Source organism: Paenibacillus mucilaginosus 3016, from assembly GCF_000250655.1.
In the GTDB taxonomy this organism is placed as follows: Bacteria; Bacillota; Bacilli; order Paenibacillales; family NBRC-103111; genus Paenibacillus_G; species Paenibacillus_G mucilaginosus.
In genome coordinates this window covers 3,413,410-3,430,759 of record NC_016935.1, presented here as the reverse complement: position 1 = coordinate 3,430,759, position 17,350 = coordinate 3,413,410, and the positions used below count along the sequence as shown (strand labels likewise).

The window sequence follows — 17,350 nt, the reverse complement described above, 5'->3', positions numbered from 1 at the left end:
GAAGCCGTTACCCTTCCAGGTCTGTCCATCAGGCAGACCCTTGAGGCTGTCCGCGCGAGCGTGCAGCGAATTAGGGTGGTACCACGAGATCAGTAACTCCTCGTCCCTTGTATACGCTAGTCGTGTCGGGATCGGGGAGTTTTTTGCGTTGCAAAAAGCGGAGTGGATCCCCTCCTTCACGGCCGCAGGAAGTTTGGCCTGAGGCTCCACCGCGGTTTTTACAACGCAAAAGTTGTAGGTTAAAAAGGGAAGTCAGCAAGGACATCAGACCAAGGAAGAAAAAAATGGAGGTATCGTGAAAATGTTCAAAGTGTTAGTCATGGATGGAATCAGCGACATGGGGATTCAACTGCTCTACGACGCGCCGGATGTGGAAGTAGAGAAAAAGAACGGCCTGTCCGAGGACGAGCTCGTTGCCATCATCGCAGACTACGACGCTCTGCTTGTCCGCAGCGCTACGAAGGTTACCGACCGTGTGATGGCCGCCGGCAGCAGGCTCAAGGTCGTAGGCCGTGCCGGTGTCGGCGTCGACAACATTGACCTCGCAGCGGCAACCAACCGCGGCATCGTCGTCATCAACGCGCCGGACGGCAACACGATCGCCACTTGCGAGCTCACCTTCGCCATGATGATGTCGCTTGCGCGCACCATCCCTCAAGCCTATAAGAAGACGATCGGCGGCGAGTGGGACCGCAAGACGTTCGTCGGCGTGGAACTGCGCAACAAAGTGCTCGGCGTCCTCGGCATGGGCCGGATCGGTTCCGAAGTTGCCCGCCGTGCGAAAGCCTTCGGCATGGAAGTCCGCGGCTACGACCCGTTTCTGACCGAAGATCGTGCCGAGAAGCTTGGCGTCAAGCTCGGCACCGTGGATGAGATCTGCCGTGTGGCCGACTTCATTACCGTGCACACGCCGCTCACGAGCGAAACCCGCCACATGATCTCGGGCCCTCAGTTCGAGATCATGAAGAAAGGCGCACGGATCATCAACTGTGCCCGCGGCGGCATCATCGACGAGATGGCGCTTGTGGAAGCGATCGACCAGGGCATCGTTGCCGGCGCCGCATTCGACGTATTCGAGCAGGAGCCGCCTCGTGCCGACCACCCGTTCCTGAACAACCCGAAGATCATCGTGACTCCGCATCTCGGCGCCTCGACCGTAGAAGCACAGGAGAACGTAGCGATCGACGTATCGGAAGAAGTGCTTCACATCCTCCGCGATGAGCCGTTCAAGAACGCCGTCAACATGCCGCAGGTGCCTGCGAATGTGCTGAACACCCTGCAGCCTTACTTCGGCCTCGGCCTCAAACTCGGCGCCCTGCTCGGCCAGACGATCGACGGAGCGGTAAGCGAGATCGTCGTCTCCTACTCCGGCGAACTGACAGGTGTGGATACAGCCCCGCTGACGCGCCACATCGTCAAGGGTGTGCTGGAGAAGCAGCTTGAAGGAGTCAACATCGTCAATGCGATGCATCTGGCCAAATCCCGCGAGATCAACATCGTCGTTCAGCAGTCCACTGCTGCCAAGACGTTCACGAACCTGGTCTCCGTCACCCTGAAGACCAAGAACGAAGAGCGCCTGATGGCCGGCACCCTGCTCTCGGGCTACGGCGAGCGGATCGTCCAGATCGACCAGTATCCGGTCGATATCGCACCGGCAGGCAACCTGCTCCTGATCTCCCACACGGACAAACCGGGGATCATCGGCAAGGTCGGCACCCTGCTCGGCACGAACGACGTCAACATTGCCACCATGCAGGTAGGCCGGAAGGTCATCGGCGGCCAGGCGATCATGATTCTCACCACCGACAAGCAGACGCCAACCGACGTGATCGCCCAGCTTGAGCAGCTGCCTGAACTGACGAAGGTCCGCGAACTGACGCTCTAATCCATCCTTTTGTTTCACGAACAACAAGAAAAAAACAAGACATTCAACAAAAAAAGAAAGCTTCCGATGACGAATCGGAGGCTTTCTTGTGGTTTTTATGGAGTTTGGACCGGAAGCGTGATGGAAAATGTCGTCCCTTGGCCCGGCTGGCTCTTGGCCGACACGACACCCCGGTGGGCTTCCACGATATTCTTGACGATGGAGAGCCCGAGTCCCGTACCGCCGGAGACCCCGCGCGTTCTCGCCTTGTCCGCTTTGTAGAAGCGTTCGAAGATGAAAGGCAGGTCGGCCGCCGGTATCCCGTAGCCCTGGTCCGCCACTTCGATCAGAACGGCCGGGTCGCCCTTATGCCTCGTACCGGAGGCACTGAGCCTGATCTCCGCGCCGGCCGGCGTATGCCGGATCGCATTATCGAGCAGGTTGGTCAGCACCTGTTCGAGGCGGTCCTCGTCGGCCTGGCGCAGGATCAGCTCCGTCTCCGGCACGATGCAGTTCAATGTAATGTCTCGTTCCTTCGAGAGCGCCATGAACTTGCGCTGGATGCGTCTCAGGAAGACGCGCACGTCGAGCTCCCGGAACGCCATCTCCATGTTGCCGGTCTCGAGCTTCGCAAGGTCCAGCAGATCTGCGACCAGCCGGCCCATGCGCAGCGATTCGTCGTAGATGACCTGCGCGAGCTCCTTGCGCTCCTCCGGCGTCGCCGCAATGTCATCGATCAGCGCCTCACTGTAGCCCTGCAGCATCGACAGCGGCGTCCGCAGCTCATGCGAGACATTGGCCACGAAGTCCTTGCGCACCTTGTCGAGGCGGTATTCCTCTGTGACATCCCGCATCACGGCCACGACTCCGCGGACGACATCGTGGGCATACAGTGGAGCCATCACCACCGACCATACTTCACTCTGTACGTGAACCTTGGAAGTCAACTCCTGCGCTTCGTCGATGACGGTATCGAACAGCGGCCTCAGCGGCTCCGGAATGTAGGCGACAGGAAGCGCCGACCAATCCGTCTCCGCCGTATCATCGGCACCCTCCGCCTGCTCAGGCCATTCGATGCGGTTCCACTCCCGGACATTCCTGGCTCCCGGCGGGTTCGTGAGGATGACTCTGCCCTCCGAGTCGAAAGTCACTACGGCATCGGCCATACTCCGCAGCACGGAAGCGAGGTGCTCCTTCTCATGACTGAGCGCTTTGATCGTGTCCGATAGCTGCTCTCCCATGTGGTTGAACGTCTTGCCGAGCTCCCCGATCTCATCGGAGGAGGCGATCGGCACCCGGGTGCCGTACTCCCCTTTTGAGATAAGATCCGCCGCTTTTTTGAGCTTCTGCAGCGGTCTCGTGATCTGGGTCAGCAGGAAGAAAGCGAAGAACGTCGTCATGAGGAACCCGCAGACGCCGACGACCACGAACAGCCGCTTGACGTATTCCTGCGTCTCTTCCGAGGACTGGGTCAGCTGATACAGAATCAGCGCGCCGCCGATCTTCGCCCCGCTCTGGTCCATGAAGGGCACCGCCACCGCCGTGTACTCCATCGTCAGAGGCGGCTTCGGTCCGATTCCGCTGAGCTGGTTATTGATCGTCTCCCCGGCGAACACCTTCTTCAGATCCTCTTCGAGGAAGAAATCGAGCGGCTCGTAGATGCGGCTGTCCGACACGCCGACCGGCGCCTCCACCCGGCTGAAGTCCGGTGCGGCAAGGACCACGTTGGCCCCCTGCGCACTGAGAAGCTCATTGACAACCTGAAGGTAGCGCTGCTCCTCCTTGTGCAGGGAGATCTCGCTTGCGACTTTCTGCGCCAGCCGGTTCAGCGTCTCCACCTGATCGGAGGACTTCGGGAAAGAAGTCTCGATATATTGGAACAGGAATACGCTGAGGGTCAGCAGTACAACGACTACGAGCCCGATGATCGTAATCCAGAGCTTCCCGACTATCGTCCGTAGGATAAACACGTTATTTCGGCACCTCGAGCTTGTAGCCGACGCCCCACACGGTGGTGATCATCGATGCGGCTTCCGGCGATACCTTGTTGAGCTTCTCTCTCAGCCGCTTGACATGGGTGTCCACCGTCCGCAGATCGCCGAAGAACTCGTAGTTCCATACGTCCTTCAGCAGCTCTTCGCGGGAGAACACCTTATCCGGCGAAACCGCGAGATAATGCAGCAGCTCGTACTCCTTCGGCGTCAAGGCAACCTCCTGCCCTCCGGCCGTTACCCGGTGGGCGTCATGCTCGATGACGAGGTTCGGGAAGACGATGTTGTTCGAGGAGTTCACTTCCTTCGACAGGTAAGCCGTCACCGAGGAACGGCGCAGGATCGCCTTGACCCGGTAGATGACCTCACGCGGGGAGAACGGCTTGACGACGTAATCGTCGGCGCCGGATTCGAAGCCCTGCACGCGGTTCGTCTCTTCCCCGCGGGCCGTCAGCATGATCACCGGGGTCGACTTGACCTGGCGCAGCCGGGCGCATACCTCATTGCCGTCAATGCCGGGCAGCATGACATCGAGGAGGATGAGATCGTAATCGGTCTCGAGCGCTTTGGCCAGCGCCGACTCCCCGTCCTCCGCCTCGTCGATTCGGTAGTTCTCCTTTTCCAGATACATGCGAAGAAGCCGGCGGATCCGCTCCTCATCGTCCACGACCAGGATATTCATTTTCACTTCCGACATAGTTCAGCCTCATTTCACTGGAATGTTCCGGGTATCCTTACGTACCGGAGTACGAGTGCAGACCTGCAATCACAAGGTTTACTCCCACGAGTGTAAACATGACCACGAGGAAGCCGATGACCGAGAGCCAGGCCGACGGCTTGCCCTGCCAGCCCCGCGACAGCCGAAGGTGCAGGTAGGCCGCGTAGAACAGCCAGACGATCAGCGCCCAGACCTCCTTGGGGTCCCAGCCCCAGAAGCGGCCCCAGGCCTCATGCGCCCAGATCATGGCGAAGATCAGCGCGCCGAGCGTGAAGATCGGATAGCCGATGGCGATCGCCCGGTAGGCGATCTCGTCGACATCGTCCGGATCGACGCCCCGGGTCAGCGGCTGCAGTGCCGCCCCCAGCGGCTTGCGTGCGATCAACCGCAGAATGCCGTACAGAATGGCGCCGCCGAGCACCGACCAGACGACCGTGTTGAGCTTGCGTCCGGCGTTGGCGCCGTGCATCCAGCTCGGCGCTTCGAACAGCGGCGAGGTCATACCGAGGAACGGCTGCATCTCAGTCGTTTTGCTCTCGAACGGCTTCACGATCGGCGGAAGCACATACTTGACCTCCTGCCGGACCGTCTGCTCCGTATTGTCGGTTCCGATGACCTTGACGTCCGTCTCGAACTTGGCGCTGTAGCCTGCCGCATTGAAGCTGAAGATGGAGGCGACGAAGGCCGTAATCATCACCAGCGTGAAGATCGTGAATTCCACCCCGCGCTGTTCACGGCGGTGCTTCTTCTCCTTCGAGGAGAAGTCCACCGCCTGCAGCAGGTACATCAGCCCGCCGGCAAAGCCGACGGCAAAGAACGCCTCGCCGAGCGCCGCTGTGGTCACGTGGATCTTGAGCCAGTAGCTCTGCAGCGCCGGAATCAGCGGCTGAATCTCACGCGGGAACACGGAGGCGTAGCCGATAATGATCACCGCCAGCGGCAGTGCGAACACCCCGAGCAGCGAGGTACGGTAGATCAGATAGACCACGATGAAAGCCAGTACGATCATCATGGCCAGGAAGGTCATGAACTCGTACATGTTGCTTGTCGGGATATGCCCGGCTTCCGCCCAGCGGGTGAAGAAGAAGCCGAGGTGGGACAGGAAGCCGATAATGGTCAGGATCAGTCCGATGCGTCCCCAGCGGCGGGCATAGGCATCCGGGTCCTGCACCTGAACGGACCAGCGCCCCGTGATGGCGATGACAAAGCCCATCATGGCGAGGCCGTAAATAATAAAAGCAATCAGCAGTAGCGTGCTGCTCACGAAGGAATCACCTTTCTCTCCAGCGTCTTGGGATCGACCTCGATCCCGGTCTTGCGCAGTACCTCGGACACCTCTTTACGGATCCCGTACCAGTTCTTGTTCGTATGGGCACCCAGCGCGAGGCGTCCTCCGTCGATCCGCAGCCAGATGCGCCGGTGATGCCAATAGAAGCCCATCGTGAGCCCGATCATGGAGATCGCGGCCCCGACCCAGATGAACGGCATCGCGCGGTCCACCCGGATATTCAGGTAGGAGATATATTCGGAGATCTGCACGTCCTCCATGGAGCCGACCGACAGTTCAAGCTTGTCCGCCAGCGCCCCGTTGATGTCATCCTGCCGGAAGTTCACCTTATCCACCTGGCGCGGGAAGTACATGTAGGGCTCGCCCTCTGGCTTCAGCCCCGGCCCTGTGACCGTGAAGACGAAGGCCGGCATCTTCGGCTCCTTCGACTTGGTCAAAGGCGCCCCTTTGTCGCTCAGGCCGAATTCAGGGAAATAGGCCTGCAGCTTAAGCCGGTAAGGGCCCGCCTGATACTCGTCCGCAGGATCGGCCATCGGCAGCGTGAACGAGCCGTAATTCTCGCCGGTCACTTTGTTCTTCAGCGATGGCTTCACGGAGATCAGCATCGGCGACGGCTTGAAGTCGAACTGGAAGGCAAGCAGCCCCTTGTACTCCAGCGGCTTGTTCACAATGATATCCTGCCGGTGCACTTCCGTCAGCACGGGCTTCTTCGACGGATCGTCGCAGTCCTGCGTACAGCGGTAGAGCACCGCTTTCGTCTCATACACCTTCGGCACATCCTGGCCCTTGGCGCGAAAATCGTCCGAAAGCTCCTCGGGCTTGTAGAATTCCAGCGTGAACTTCTCGTTCTTGAGGTAGTAATCGGTTTCGGGAATGTGCACGGTCTGCCCTTCCGGGAACGCCAGATGCTGGTCCATATGCCATCCCGGAATGCTGCGCATCAGCACGGCACCGAGGAAGATGATTAACCCGATATGATTGATATAAGGCCCCCACCGGCTGAACCGGTTCTTCTCGGCAAGCAGGGCGGTTCCATCCGTATGTACCTTGTAGTGCTTCCGGCGCAGCGCCTCCGCGGCCTTCCGGGTCCACACTTCGGCGGAGTCCTCACCCGAGGCCTCAGTCCGCGGCACGTCAGCGGAGAAGGTAACCTTCTGCCGGGTGATGAAGTTCAGGTGCTTGCGGATCTGCTGCTTGTTCAGCGCCCTGTACAGCGGCAGCACGCGGTCCAGCGAGCAGACGATGAGCGAGGTGCCGATCATGAACAGCAGCGTGATGTACCACCACGATTCGAAGGTATGGGACAGTCCGAGCTTGTAGTACCATTCGCCCGTCGTTCCGTAATTGTCCTTGTAGTAGGACGGGTCGAAGTTCAGGAACGTGCTCTCCTGCGGATAGATCGTGCCGAGGGCCGATCCCAGCAGGGTGATGATAATGAGATAGATAGCCACCTTCACCGAGGAAAAAAAGTTCCACACCCGGTCAAGCACGCCGGGATTCGACCGCTGGGACCTGCGGGCGACGCCGTCGTACTTCATCTCGAGCGGCTCGCTGCCCCCGTCCTCCTGCAGCGGTTTGCCGCAGGATTCGCAGAGCAGGGTGCCGACATGATTCTGATGGCCGCATTCGCATTTTGTGTTGTGAATCATGTGTCCTCCTGTGTGCGCCTGTTCCGCCTGTGAAATGAAAGAGAGAGTTCATTCCCTGTCTTGGAAAGCGCTGCAGCAAGCTTACCCAAACACCGAAGCCCCGTCGCGGGAAACCGGGCGGCGGGCTGGCGGCAGCTGCGCGGGTCCGCGCACACTCTATTGTTGTTGTAATAAAGACGACAGCGTCCGCTCGATGAAAGGCTCGTCCATCTCGCCGACCTTAATGGCTGCAATCGTACCGTCCCCGTTAAGGAAGAACGTGGTCGGATACTCCTTCACGCCGAAGCGCTTGCGCATCGTCTCGTCCTTGTCGAAGAGGATCGGGAAGGTTACGCCCGTCTCCTTGACGTAATTCTCGACGGCCACCTTCGGCTCGTCCAGGTTCAGACCGAGAATCGCGACCTTGTCGCCCCACTTGGCATGCTGGCGTTCAAGCGCCGGCATCTCGTTGCGGCACGGTTCACAGAACGTGCCCCAGAAGTTGACGACGACCGGCTTGCCTTCGTAATCCGAGAGGTTATGCGTCTTTCCGTCGAGGCCGAGCAGCTTGAAATTCGGAGCAGCGCTTCCTGCGACGGGCTTCTCCTCTTTTGAGAACAAGTTGTTTGCGAGGGTTAATCCGCCGATAACCAGGATCACAGCCAAGATGCTGATTTGAATCCACTGCCTATGTTTTCCCATGATCCCCCACCTTCAAACGGCTCATACTGCAACAGTTCTATTATAACGAAATGAGTTACTTCCTTTTATTCACCTTTTTGAATTTTATGTGACTCCCGGGGCTTCTTCCCTTCCCGCGTACCGGCAGCGAGCGCGCTGGCTCTCAGCTCCTCGATCTCGTCCTGGGTCAGGAAGCGGTAGCGGCCGCGGGGCACGCCCGTCAGCTGAATCGGCCCGAACTGTACGCGCTTCAGCTTGTTCACCGGATGATGAATCGCATCGAACATCCGTCTCACCTGCCGGTTGCGGCCCTCGTAGATGGTGATCTTGATGACGGCTTCGTTGTTGTCCTGATCGATGTCCTGGTACTCCACCTCGGCGGGGGCCGTCATGCCGTCCTCGAGCTTGATGCCCTGGCTCAGCTTCTCGAGCTGGCTGCCGTGAGGCACGCCGCGGACCGTCGCCAGGTAGGTTCTCGGCACGTGATGCTTCGGATGGGTGAGCAGGTGGGCGAACTCACCGTCATTTGTGAGCAGCAGCAGACCTTCCGTATCGTAATCGAGCCGGCCGATCGGATAGATACGCTCCTTGATGTCTTTGAAAAATTCGGTGACCGTCTTGCGGCCTTCCGGATCCTGGGCGCTCGTAATGACGCCCTTCGGTTTATTGAAGAGCACGTACACTTTCGTTTGGCGGCGGATCGATTTGCCGTCCACTTTGATTTTGTCCAGGGCCGGATTCACTTTAACGCCGAGCGTCGTGACCACCTCATCGTTCACCTGTACGCGCCCTGCCGTAATCAATTCTTCACATTTGCGCCTGGAAGCCACACCGGCTTCGGCCAATACTTTTTGCAATCTTTCCATTCGTGGTTTCACCTCAAGCTAATGATAACGATCCTCGGGTGAAATCACAAGTTGAGCCCATGGAAAAATGGCCCCGGGGCAGGTAACCGTGTGGGGAAAAATGTCGTCGGGCTTGAAACGGTACATTTCCGAGAGGCGGAGAACCAGTTTGTTCAGCAGAAAAAATTGCTCCTTCTCTTCGGCGGAGAGAGCTTGCCCCGGTGTGGAGAACTCTCCTTCGAGGCAGATATGGATATAGAGGGGATCGGTTTGTTCGGAGGAGGGGATGATCGCGCCCTGCTTGGTGATGAAGAAATCGTAGCCTCTGCCGTTGATCGAAGGGCAGACGGAACGATGGATGACAATGCCGTAGAACTGCATGCAGCTCACCTCTTCGCGGTTGACTGCTGGCAGTATATGCCCGGGGATGGGCGGTGGTGCCATTCGGCGGAGGCTTGCGGCGGGTCTTGCGATGGGCTCACATCGGTGTCTTGCGAAAAAACACTGTCGGCCCCGCATCCTGCCGGGCCGGCTACATGAAGACGAGGTAGCAGACCACGATGGATGCGATGAAGCCGACAGCGTCGGAGATGAGACCTACCTTGAGCGCGTAGCCCGCCTTGCGGATGCCGATCGCGCCGAAGTAGACGGTGATGACATACAGCGTCGTGTCCGTACTGCCCTGGATCGTGGAGGCGATCCGGCCGACCATGGAATCGGGCCCGAACTGCGAGATGAGGTCGGTCGTGAAGGCGAGCGAGCCGGCGCCCGTAATCGGCCGCAGGAAAGCCAGCGGAATGATTTCGCTCGGCACGCCGATCTCTTCGCACAGCGGCTTGAGCCAGCCGATGAACAGATCCATGGCGCCCGACGCGCGGAAGACGGAGATCGCCACCATCATGCCGACCAGATGCGGGATAATCCGGATGGCCGTATCAAAGCCGTCCTTGGCCCCGTCCACGAACGATTCGTAGACGGGCACCTTGCGGTAGGCGGCATACAGCGGGATGAACACGATGATGACGGGAATCGCCCAGGCGGAGATCAGATTGACGAAATCATACACGGCGCGTTCATCCTTTCACCGGCGGAATGGGCGTGTAGCGTTTGCGGTACCATTTGTCCACCAGAATGGCGGCCAGGGTCGATATGAACGTGGCGATGAGCGTCGTTCCGACGATCTCCGCCGGATTCGCGGAGTCATAGCTCATGCGGATGGCAATCAGCGTGGTCGGCACCAGCGTGATGCTCGCCGTATTCAGGGCCAGCAGGGTGCACATCGCCGGCGAGGCGATATCCTTGTGGGGATTAAGGCGCTGCAGCTCCTGCATCGCCTTGATTCCCATGGGAGTGGCGGCATTCCCGAGGCCGAAAATATTGGCGCTCATGTTCGACATGATATAGCCGAGGGCCGGGTGATTCCTCGGAATGCCGGGGAACAGCCAGCGGACGATGGGGCTGAGCAGACGGGCCATCGCCTGCAGCAGCCCCGCGTCTTCGGCGATCCGCATGACCCCAAGCCAGAAGACCATGATGGAGATGAGACCGAAGCAGACGGTGACCCCGCTCTTCGCCCCGTCGAACACCGCCTCGGTCACCAGCTCGATCCGGCCCTGAAAAGCGGCGACGACGAATCCCGCGACAATGAAGAACAGCCAGATAAAGTTGACCATACGGCTTCCTCTCCTTCCTTAGTCCGCATGTCCCGTGAAGAGCACGCGGGTCAGCGCCTCCAATATGTAGAGCCAGCGGCCGGCCTGCGTCGCCCCCTGATAGTCGTTCTCCTTCGAGGAGAAGACCGGGCTGTCCCCCCACCGCAGACGGGGGCTGTCCTTCGGAACCAGCGGTACGGACCCGACCACTTTGCCGTTCAGCTGAAACTCAAGCCGCCCCGCATCCCCGAGCCGGTAAGCGGTGGAGAGCGGATCGTTCAGCACGGGCTGGCGGGTGAACTGGCCGCGCTCCTTCTCTTCCGCCGCATAACGGAAGCCGGCACCGGCGACCAGCTCCGTCCCCCCGACGGCTCGCCTTTGCCGATGAGCCCGAAGAGCGGATAGTGCTGGAACCCGTAATCGAGCAGCCTGGCGTGGTCGATCCAATCATTGGGGTCGTTGAGGGTAACGACGGCGAGCTGCTGGCCGCCGCGGGTGGCGGAGGAAACAAGGCAGCGTTTGGCAAGCTTGGTGTAGCCCGTCTTTACTCCGTCGGAGCCGTCGTACAGATTGAGCATCTTGTTCTTGTTAAGCCAGGTGTAATCCCAGGACTCATTGGGATTAGGCACCTTCTTCACCTTGGTCTTCACGATCTCGCGGAAGACCGGGTTCCTCAGCGCATAAGCGGTCAGCTTGGCCATATCGTTGGCCGTCGAATAATGCCCTTCCTCATCGAGCCCCGACGGGTTCCTGAAGCTCGAGTTGTTCATGCCGATCATGCGCGCCTTCTCATTCATGAGGTAGGCGAAGCCTTCCACCGTTCCGCCGACATGCTCGGCAATCGTCGTAGCCGCGTCGTTGCCCGATCGGAGCATCATGCCGAACAGCAGGTCCTTGAGCACCATCTCCTCGCCCAGCTTCAAATAGATCGAGGAGCCTTCCTTGCCGAACGCATTCTTGCTGACCTTGGCCTTGTCCGTAAGCGTCCCGTGTTCAATGGCCACGATAGCCGTCATAATCTTGGTCAGGGAAGCGATCCGCATCTGCTTGTCCCCATGGGAGCTGTGCAGGATGCGGCCGGAAGTGACATCGATCAGGGCGGCGGCCTCCGCGCTTGTCGAGATGCCGGGGGCGGCGGTGGCGGCGCCCGGCAGGAGCGTACCGGTGAACAGCAACAGCAGGGCAAGCAGCAGACATCCTCTTCTCATCGCGATCCTCCCACATCTAAAAAACGGGGTCTTCGGAGCAGGCATGTCCCGGTACCCGGTGCATCCTCTTGTCCGGTCCCATCTTGTACATGTATATGCTTGTCAGGGCTCGATATGAACCTATGGTTTAAGATAAACGGCTTCGCCGTCCTTCAAGCTGCCGGCCCCTCCAGCAGCAAAAAACCGTCCGGGTGCCGGACGGTTCAATGCACGTGCTGCCATGATATGGGGGACGTGGAGAAATGAAATGACGCTCCGTCCGCCCTTTTAACACCAGCCCTTGGATTTCCTGCCCCGCTGGTCTACAAAGTCAGCGGTTCGATACAATCCGGCGCTTCATGCTGGACCCGTCCGACCTTGGGATCGACCGGATAATACCGCATCGCCTCCGCCGGGTAAGGCCTCAGCAGGGGCAGCAGCTCACGCTCCTCCTGAATGCTGCGGTCCAGCCACAGCCGCTCCCCTTCCGGCTCCAGGATCACCGGCATCCGCTCATGCACTTCGGCGACCAGCGGGTTCGCCGCCGTGGTGAGGATCGTGCAGGTGTGCAGCTTGGCGCCGTCCGGAGCGGCCCACGTATCGAACAGCGCAGCCATGCCGAAGGGCTCTCCCTCCCGCAGCACGAACCGCACCGGCTGCTTGCGGCTCCCCTCTTTCTTCCATTCATAGAAGCCGTCCGAGGGAATGAGGCACCGCTTGCGCCTCAGCAGCGTCCGGAAGGCCGGTTTCTCCGCCGCGGTCTCCGACCGGGCATTGATCATGCGCGCCCCCGACTTGTCATCCTGCGCCCAGGAGGGCACCAGGCCCCAGCGCAGAGCGCCGAACCGGTTCGGCGCAGCACCCGTGAAGGAGGGGTCTCCGCCGATGATTGCCGGGATATACTGCCCCGGCGCCACATTATACCGGGGCTGGTACGCCCCGGGACGGGGATCGAGCATGAACCGGAGAAGCAGCTCCTCCCATGTGACGGTGATCGTAAACCTGCCGCACATCCGTGGCACCTCCCTTTTCTCTGCCGTTGTTTATGACCTTTCTGTTTACTATAAAACGGAGGAGGAGGCAAGTAAAGCCCGCCTCCCCCTTGCCCGCTGTAAGATTAAACATACACGAAAAATCGCCTCTATGCCCTGATCCCGCTGTTTCCGGCACGCCTGCCGCTCAGGAGATTTGGCTCGAATCTTTGCGGTGAAACCGCTCGTAGCTCAGCAGCCGCTCAAATTCTCCCGCCGCCATCGGCTGACCGAACCAGTACCCCTGTGCCCCGTCACAGGCAAGCTCCCGCAGCTTCTCGAGCTGCCCGGAACGCTCCACCCCTTCGGCGATCACCTGCATGCCGCGGCCGTGAGCCAAAGAGATCAACGCTTCCAGCATGGCCTGACGGGCGGGGCATTCCCCCAGCGCGGCGATCAGCCTGCCGTCCAGCTTCAGTTCGTCCACCGGAGCCAGCTGCAGGAACCTCAGCGAAGCGGCGCCCGCGCCGAAGTCATCCAGCGACAGCCGGACGCCGAGGGCTTTGAGCTCCTTCAGTCTATCGCACAGCCGCGTGGCCCTCCCCCGGCCGATCTCTTCCGTAATCTCAAGCTGCAGCCACTCCGCCTGCATCTCCGTCTCCTTCAGCGCATGGCCTACGCCTTCAACGAAGTCTTCCTCAGCCAGCTCGCGGGCCGAGATATTCACGGACATCGTCACGGCCGGATGACCGGCATTCCTCCAGCTCCGGTGCTGACGGCAGGCCTCACGCAGCACCCAGCGTCCGATACCGGGAAGCAGCCCCGTCGCCTCCGCCCCCGCTATGAACTGTCCGGCGGGAATCAAGACGCCGTCCCGCTCCCAGCGAAGCAGCGCCTCCACTCCGAGAAGCCGGCCCGTTTGCACCGACATGACCGGCGCGTAGTGCAGCCGGAATTCGTCCTGCTGCAGGGCAAGCTTGAGCCGGGCCTCCAGCTTCGTCTGCTGCGAGAGGGACGCCTCCATCTCGGCCGTATAGAATTGAAAATGGTTCTTCCCGTTCAGCTTGGCCTGGTACATCGCCGCATCCGCATGCTTCACCAGCACATGGGCACTCGTACCGGCGGAGGGATAAAGCGCAATACCGATGCTCGGCGTCACCGTCATCTCCCTGCCGGCGTAATAAAAAGGCCGGGCCAGCGCCTCAATCATCCGCACGGCAATGCTCGAAGCTGTTCCCGGGGTCACTCCGCTGAGCATGACGATAAACTCATCGCCGCCCTGCCGGGACACCAAATCCTCTTCACGGACGCAGTGCAGCAGCCGCTCGCCCACTTCCTGAAGCAGCATATCCCCCGAGTCATGGCCGAAGGTATCGTTGATCGACTTGAAGCCATCCAGATCGAGGAACATCACCCCAATCGTCCCCCGGCTTCCTTCCGCGCGGCTCAGCGCGGAGGAGAGCTTTTCCTGAAGGTAGGAGCGGTTGTAGAGCCCCGTCAGCGGGTCGCGCAGCGCCATCTGCCGGATGTGCTCCTCCGCCTTTCTGCGGTCGGTAATATCCCGGACGAAGACGGTGAAGACCGGACGGCCGAAGCCCTCAGTCCGGGTCAGGCTGATCTCCACCGGGAAGGCCGTGCCGTCGGCACGCCATCCCGTCGTCTCGACGCGGCTGTCCAGCAGCCCGCGGATCGCTTCCACGGGCAGTGCGAAGCCGGACGGCCCCTCCCGCCCTTCCGCTTCCGTGCTCAGCCCACCGTCCCCGCTGCCTCCTGCCGGAACTTCAAGAAGATCGGTCAGGTGCAGGGTAGCAAGCTCTTCGCGGGGGTACCCGAACATTCCGCCCATCACCGGATTGCACTCCATAATGCCGCCCTGGTGATCCACCAGGAGGATGCCGTCCAGCGCCGACTCCAGCACCGCCAGTCGGAAGGCCTCGCCTTCCCGGTACCTCCGGTCCAGGAAATAGCCCCGAATCACGATGATACTTAGCAGAAAAATGATGCAGTTCGCCAGGATAATACCAAGCATTTCATCCTGATGGCCGGCGTGGCGGAACCTCTGATGGAGGTGTCCGACGGACCCGAACGTCATGGCCTCCATACTCAGGTAATGCAGGCCGGCAATCGCCCCGCCCATCATGGCGGCACCGAGCAGCCGGCGCAGATAGGAGTTCCTGCCTCCCGCAGGCTGCGAACGGAAGGACACGAACAACGCACCGAACGATCCGGCAAGTCCGATTGCCGCCCCCAGCATAAGCAGAAGCCAGTGGTAACGATCACCGCCCATCCCCATGGCCGCCATGCCGATGAAGTGCATCCCCACTACGCCGGCGAATACGATACATCCGCTGGCGAGCAGACGCCGGAGGCCGGGAGCGGGACGGCTGGCGCCAGCCAGTCCGGCCCAGGAGGCCGTAACGGCAAAACCGACGGAAAGAAGCATCAGCAAGCTGTCATAATGAATAGACAGAGAAGTTTCATAAGCCAGGATGGCTACGAAGTGCATGGCCCAGATGCCGATGCCGAGAATCACGCCCGCCAGGCCGAGGCAGAGCCTGCGAACGCGGGCCGCGGCGGCGGAGAGCCGGCGCGCCAGATCAAAGGCCGAATAGGCCGACATAAAAGCGATGAGATACGAGAGGAGAACGAGATAGACATTATAAGTTCCAGACATGATGAGCCCTCCATAACGGGTAGGATGAGGCGGCCTGAATTGTCGGAAGAGGGTCCTTGCGGGGATCCGAACCAAAATCAAAAAAGCCACCCTTCAGCAAGAGCAGCCGTCGATCTGAGCCTATCACCGGAAAGTACGGTATCTTTTCGGTAACCCAGCGGTCATTGCCTGTCAGCGGGACTGAAGGCTTTAGATCTGTGGCTTTGCGTCCCCACCTTTCGATGAGTTTGCCTTTATCGTAATCAGGTATGTATAGTTCTTTGTTACCTATAGTAGCATGAAGGCCGGGGTTAGTCTATCTCTTTTATCCTATAATTTCAATATTTTTATAGATCTTTGGAACCAGATGGAAAGTTTTATGACATCCTAAATGCATAAAGCCGCTCCCGCAAGGAGAGCAGCTTGGCCGTCTGCTTAAATGAAAAGAAATGGAGCTACACGATAAAGTTCTGATTCTCGATGTTATTCGTCACCGTCGTCGCACCGGCATTTGCGGAAGAGCTCTGCTCGGAGCCCTGCGACTTGCCGCCGCCGCCGCTCTTCATCATGGATTGAATGCGGTCCACCACCTGAGGGGCGGAATCGATCAGGCGCTCCAGCAGATGCGTCTGGTTATCGAGCGGTACGATCTTTACGCCCTGCTTGCCTACAACGAGAAAAGCGATCGGCGTAATGGACACGCCGCCGCCGCTGCCGCCGCCAAACGGAAGAGCGACCTGGGCATTGTGGGATTCGTGGCGGGTAAGCCCCGGAGGGTTAGCCTCTTCCGTGGTTACGAACTCGCTGCCCCCTGCCGCAAAACCGAAGCCTACCTTACTGATCGGCATAATTACGCTGCCGTCCGGTGTCTCTACGGGATCACCGACAATCGTATTCACGTCGACCATTTCCTTGATATTCTCCATGGCCGTTTTCATAAGACCTTGAATCGGATGTTCTGTCATCGCTGTTCCCTCCTGATCAGAAGTTGTGTAGACTGACTAGCCATTCGTTAGGCTTCCCTTGATGCTTCGGCCGTATTCCATTGCGAAGGGCCTCAAGGCCGTAAGCCGCCTCGGGCGCAGACAGCCGGGGCGGGACCGATCCATCGACTTACGATGGCAGCAGCACGTTCCGCCAAGCCTTGAGGCCTCCCTTGACCTTCAACACTCTCCAAAGCAGCTGCACGCCGGACAGAAGGATATAAGCCATCCGGATCCGGAACGTGCACATCACTTCCACCGCTATCAGAGTCTGGTTAAATGCCGGCACCACCGCGAGCCGCGGCTGTCCTTCCAGCGGAATGTAGCGGAACAAGAGCCCGAGAATCGAGGTTTTGATCCCCCAAAACGCTCCTGCGAGAAAAGCGGTCTCCGCCGCATCCCCGATGCCGACCGTCGTCTTCCAATCCATCTGCGTGCATCGGACACGGCCGAGCATATGACGCAGCCACTCGTTGAAATTCAAGGTGTTCTCGAGGAGCTTCCGGATGTTCTCGTAAGCCTTCCTCAGCATCTCCGGTCCGATATTCTCCATCGCCTGGCCAAGGAGCTGCCCGGCGGTTGAATTCACCTGCTTGGCCTTTGCCTTCACTTCAAACCCTTCCTGCAGGTTCTTAAACCGGATGAAGGGAATCTCGAATTTCAGCTTCACCAAGCCGAACAGCGCCTTCGCATTGACGGTGATGTCTTCATCCTTGCCTTTTTGGCTGAAACCAATCTGTATCGTCACCTGACTCAGCACCAAAGCCGCGATCGCGATGGCCGCCAGGCCTGCGGCTGCCCAAGCCCATATCATCGGTATTCGTTCCTCCCCTGCCGCAAACAGTACGCATACGACAAAAAAACTCCCGGTACCAAGAAGCGTCCGCTT

14 protein-coding genes, 1 pseudogene, 1 riboswitch and 1 other annotated feature (1 of these 17 cut by a window edge) are annotated in these 17,350 nt (G+C 59.7%); of the genes and pseudogenes, 1 reads left to right on the top strand and 14 read right to left on the bottom strand.

Annotation, left to right across the window (positions count from 1 at the left end; translation table 11 throughout):
• Nucleotides 1-111: a binding site (T-box leader), on the top strand; it begins 134 nt to the left of the window's first position.
• Between the two features lie 190 nt (nt 112-301).
• Complete coding sequence (gene serA, locus PM3016_RS14845; RefSeq protein WP_014370024.1) at nt 302-1,885, top strand: phosphoglycerate dehydrogenase; 1,584 nt, start codon at nt 302-304, stop codon at nt 1,883-1,885.
• Nucleotides 1,886-1,980: 95 nt separating this feature from the next.
• Here serA and PM3016_RS14840 read toward each other — a convergent pair whose 3' ends face one another.
• The 14 genes and pseudogenes from PM3016_RS14840 to PM3016_RS14775 form a co-directional block, all read right to left on the bottom strand.
• Nucleotides 1,981-3,834 (bottom strand): ATP-binding protein, encoded by a 1,854-nt coding sequence (locus PM3016_RS14840; protein ID WP_013916465.1) that lies wholly within the window; start codon nt 3,832-3,834, stop codon nt 1,981-1,983.
• A gap of 1 nt (nt 3,835) precedes the next feature.
• On the bottom strand, nt 3,836-4,552 hold the full coding sequence (locus PM3016_RS14835) for a response regulator transcription factor (RefSeq protein ID WP_013916464.1): 717 nt from the start codon (nt 4,550-4,552) through the stop codon (nt 3,836-3,838).
• 37 nt (nt 4,553-4,589) lie between these two features.
• Nucleotides 4,590-5,837 carry a cytochrome c biogenesis protein CcsA gene (gene ccsA, locus PM3016_RS14830; protein WP_013916463.1) on the bottom strand — a complete coding sequence of 416 codons (1,248 nt, stop codon included), beginning with the start codon at nt 5,835-5,837 and terminating at the stop codon, nt 4,590-4,592.
• On the bottom strand, nt 5,834-7,510 hold the full coding sequence (resB, locus tag PM3016_RS14825) for a cytochrome c biogenesis protein ResB (RefSeq protein WP_014370023.1): 1,677 nt from the start codon (nt 7,508-7,510) through the stop codon (nt 5,834-5,836). The genes ccsA and resB overlap by 4 nt, the downstream gene beginning before the upstream one ends.
• Nucleotides 7,511-7,666: 156 nt before the next feature.
• On the bottom strand, nt 7,667-8,191 hold the full coding sequence (locus PM3016_RS14820; protein ID WP_014370022.1) for a redoxin domain-containing protein: 525 nt from the start codon (nt 8,189-8,191) through the stop codon (nt 7,667-7,669).
• A gap of 65 nt (nt 8,192-8,256) precedes the next feature.
• Nucleotides 8,257-9,036, bottom strand: coding sequence for a pseudouridine synthase (locus tag PM3016_RS14815; RefSeq protein WP_014370021.1), 780 nt, complete (start codon nt 9,034-9,036; stop codon nt 8,257-8,259).
• Nucleotides 9,037-9,054: 18 nt separating this feature from the next.
• Nucleotides 9,055-9,396: a hypothetical protein gene (locus PM3016_RS14810; protein WP_013916459.1), complete on the bottom strand. Its 342-nt coding sequence runs from the start codon at nt 9,394-9,396 to the stop codon at nt 9,055-9,057.
• A 151-nt stretch (nt 9,397-9,547) separates the two neighbouring features.
• Nucleotides 9,548-10,081 carry a spore maturation protein gene (locus PM3016_RS14805; RefSeq protein ID WP_013916458.1) on the bottom strand — a complete coding sequence of 178 codons (534 nt, stop codon included), beginning with the start codon at nt 10,079-10,081 and terminating at the stop codon, nt 9,548-9,550.
• 7 nt (nt 10,082-10,088) lie between these two features.
• A complete protein-coding gene (locus PM3016_RS14800; RefSeq protein WP_014370020.1) occupies nt 10,089-10,688 on the bottom strand; it encodes a nucleoside recognition domain-containing protein in 600 nt (199 codons plus the stop codon).
• Nucleotides 10,689-10,706: 18 nt separating this feature from the next.
• A pseudogene (locus PM3016_RS14795) lies at nt 10,707-11,875 on the bottom strand (D-alanyl-D-alanine carboxypeptidase family protein).
• Nucleotides 11,876-12,177: 302 nt separating this feature from the next.
• On the bottom strand, nt 12,178-12,867 hold the full coding sequence (locus tag PM3016_RS14790; RefSeq protein ID WP_014370019.1) for an SOS response-associated peptidase: 690 nt from the start codon (nt 12,865-12,867) through the stop codon (nt 12,178-12,180).
• Between the two features lie 166 nt (nt 12,868-13,033).
• Nucleotides 13,034-15,499 carry an EAL domain-containing protein gene (locus tag PM3016_RS14785; protein WP_014370018.1) on the bottom strand — a complete coding sequence of 822 codons (2,466 nt, stop codon included), beginning with the start codon at nt 15,497-15,499 and terminating at the stop codon, nt 13,034-13,036.
• A gap of 145 nt (nt 15,500-15,644) precedes the next feature.
• Nucleotides 15,645-15,741: riboswitch (cyclic di-GMP riboswitch) on the bottom strand.
• A 192-nt stretch (nt 15,742-15,933) separates the two neighbouring features.
• Nucleotides 15,934-16,443, bottom strand: coding sequence for a GerW family sporulation protein (ytfJ, locus tag PM3016_RS14780; RefSeq protein WP_014370017.1), 510 nt, complete (start codon nt 16,441-16,443; stop codon nt 15,934-15,936).
• Nucleotides 16,444-16,591: 148 nt separating this feature from the next.
• Nucleotides 16,592-17,275, bottom strand: coding sequence for a DUF2953 domain-containing protein (locus PM3016_RS14775; protein ID WP_013916452.1), 684 nt, complete (start codon nt 17,273-17,275; stop codon nt 16,592-16,594).
• Nucleotides 17,276-17,350: the final 75 nt, after the last annotated feature.

Bases quoted from the DNA above. Each gene is read 5' to 3' on its own strand.
- serA (WP_014370024.1), top strand. From the start codon at position 302: ATGTTCAAAGTGTTAGTCATGGATGGAATCAGCGACATGGGGATTCAA.
- PM3016_RS14835 (WP_013916464.1), bottom strand. From the start codon at position 4,552: ATGTCGGAAGTGAAAATGAATATCCTGGTCGTGGACGATGAGGAGCGG.
- resB (WP_014370023.1), bottom strand. From the start codon at position 7,510: ATGATTCACAACACAAAATGCGAATGCGGCCATCAGAATCATGTCGGC.
- PM3016_RS14820 (WP_014370022.1), bottom strand. From the start codon at position 8,191: ATGGGAAAACATAGGCAGTGGATTCAAATCAGCATCTTGGCTGTGATC.
- PM3016_RS14815 (WP_014370021.1), bottom strand. From the start codon at position 9,036: ATGGAAAGATTGCAAAAAGTATTGGCCGAAGCCGGTGTGGCTTCCAGG.
- PM3016_RS14810 (WP_013916459.1), bottom strand. From the start codon at position 9,396: ATGCAGTTCTACGGCATTGTCATCCATCGTTCCGTCTGCCCTTCGATC.
- PM3016_RS14800 (WP_014370020.1), bottom strand. From the start codon at position 10,688: ATGGTCAACTTTATCTGGCTGTTCTTCATTGTCGCGGGATTCGTCGTC.
- PM3016_RS14790 (WP_014370019.1), bottom strand. From the start codon at position 12,867: ATGTGCGGCAGGTTTACGATCACCGTCACATGGGAGGAGCTGCTTCTC.
- PM3016_RS14785 (WP_014370018.1), bottom strand. From the start codon at position 15,499: ATGTCTGGAACTTATAATGTCTATCTCGTTCTCCTCTCGTATCTCATC.
- ytfJ (WP_014370017.1), bottom strand. From the start codon at position 16,443: ATGACAGAACATCCGATTCAAGGTCTTATGAAAACGGCCATGGAGAAT.
- PM3016_RS14775 (WP_013916452.1), bottom strand. From the start codon at position 17,275: ATGATATGGGCTTGGGCAGCCGCAGGCCTGGCGGCCATCGCGATCGCG.